General features: G+C 63.1%; 1 pseudogene. It reads left to right on the forward strand.

Features of this window, described 5'->3' with window-relative positions:
* Positions 1–469 (forward strand): annotated as a pseudogene (locus ACWTU8_RS32515) (hypothetical protein); the annotation flags it as partial.

Genomic DNA, 469 nt, shown 5'->3' on the forward strand with positions numbered 1-469 from the left:
GCCGCCTGTGCCGCCCAAGCCGGTCTCTGACGGCATTCCGACCCCGATCATCGACACAGCGGTTGCAGTCTCCGGTGGCGGCAGCATTTACATCCGCGTCGTGCTGATCGATCCGAACCGGATCGATGTCACGCCGGTCGTTCACTACAGGATAACGGATGTCGGCGGAGGCGTTCCCGGTGCATGGGTGGAGCAGAAGTTCCCGGGCGTGACGCCGTCAGGCGGTCTCATTGCCCTCAACACGAATCCAGTGCCGGCCAACACCTCGATCGACGTCCAGGCCGTCTATATCGGAACCAATAACAGCTATGGCACGTGGACTAGCACGGTAACGTTGGTCTCCACGGTCGACACGACGCCGCCCGGGGCGGTCACCAGCGTTGTCGCCACGGGCGGCGTCGGCCAGGTCGCGCTGACCTGGAACACGCCGAATTTCGGCAACTATGTCGCCACCAACATCAGGCGCAAT

It is taken from the genome of Mesorhizobium sp. BHbdii, assembly GCF_053848045.1.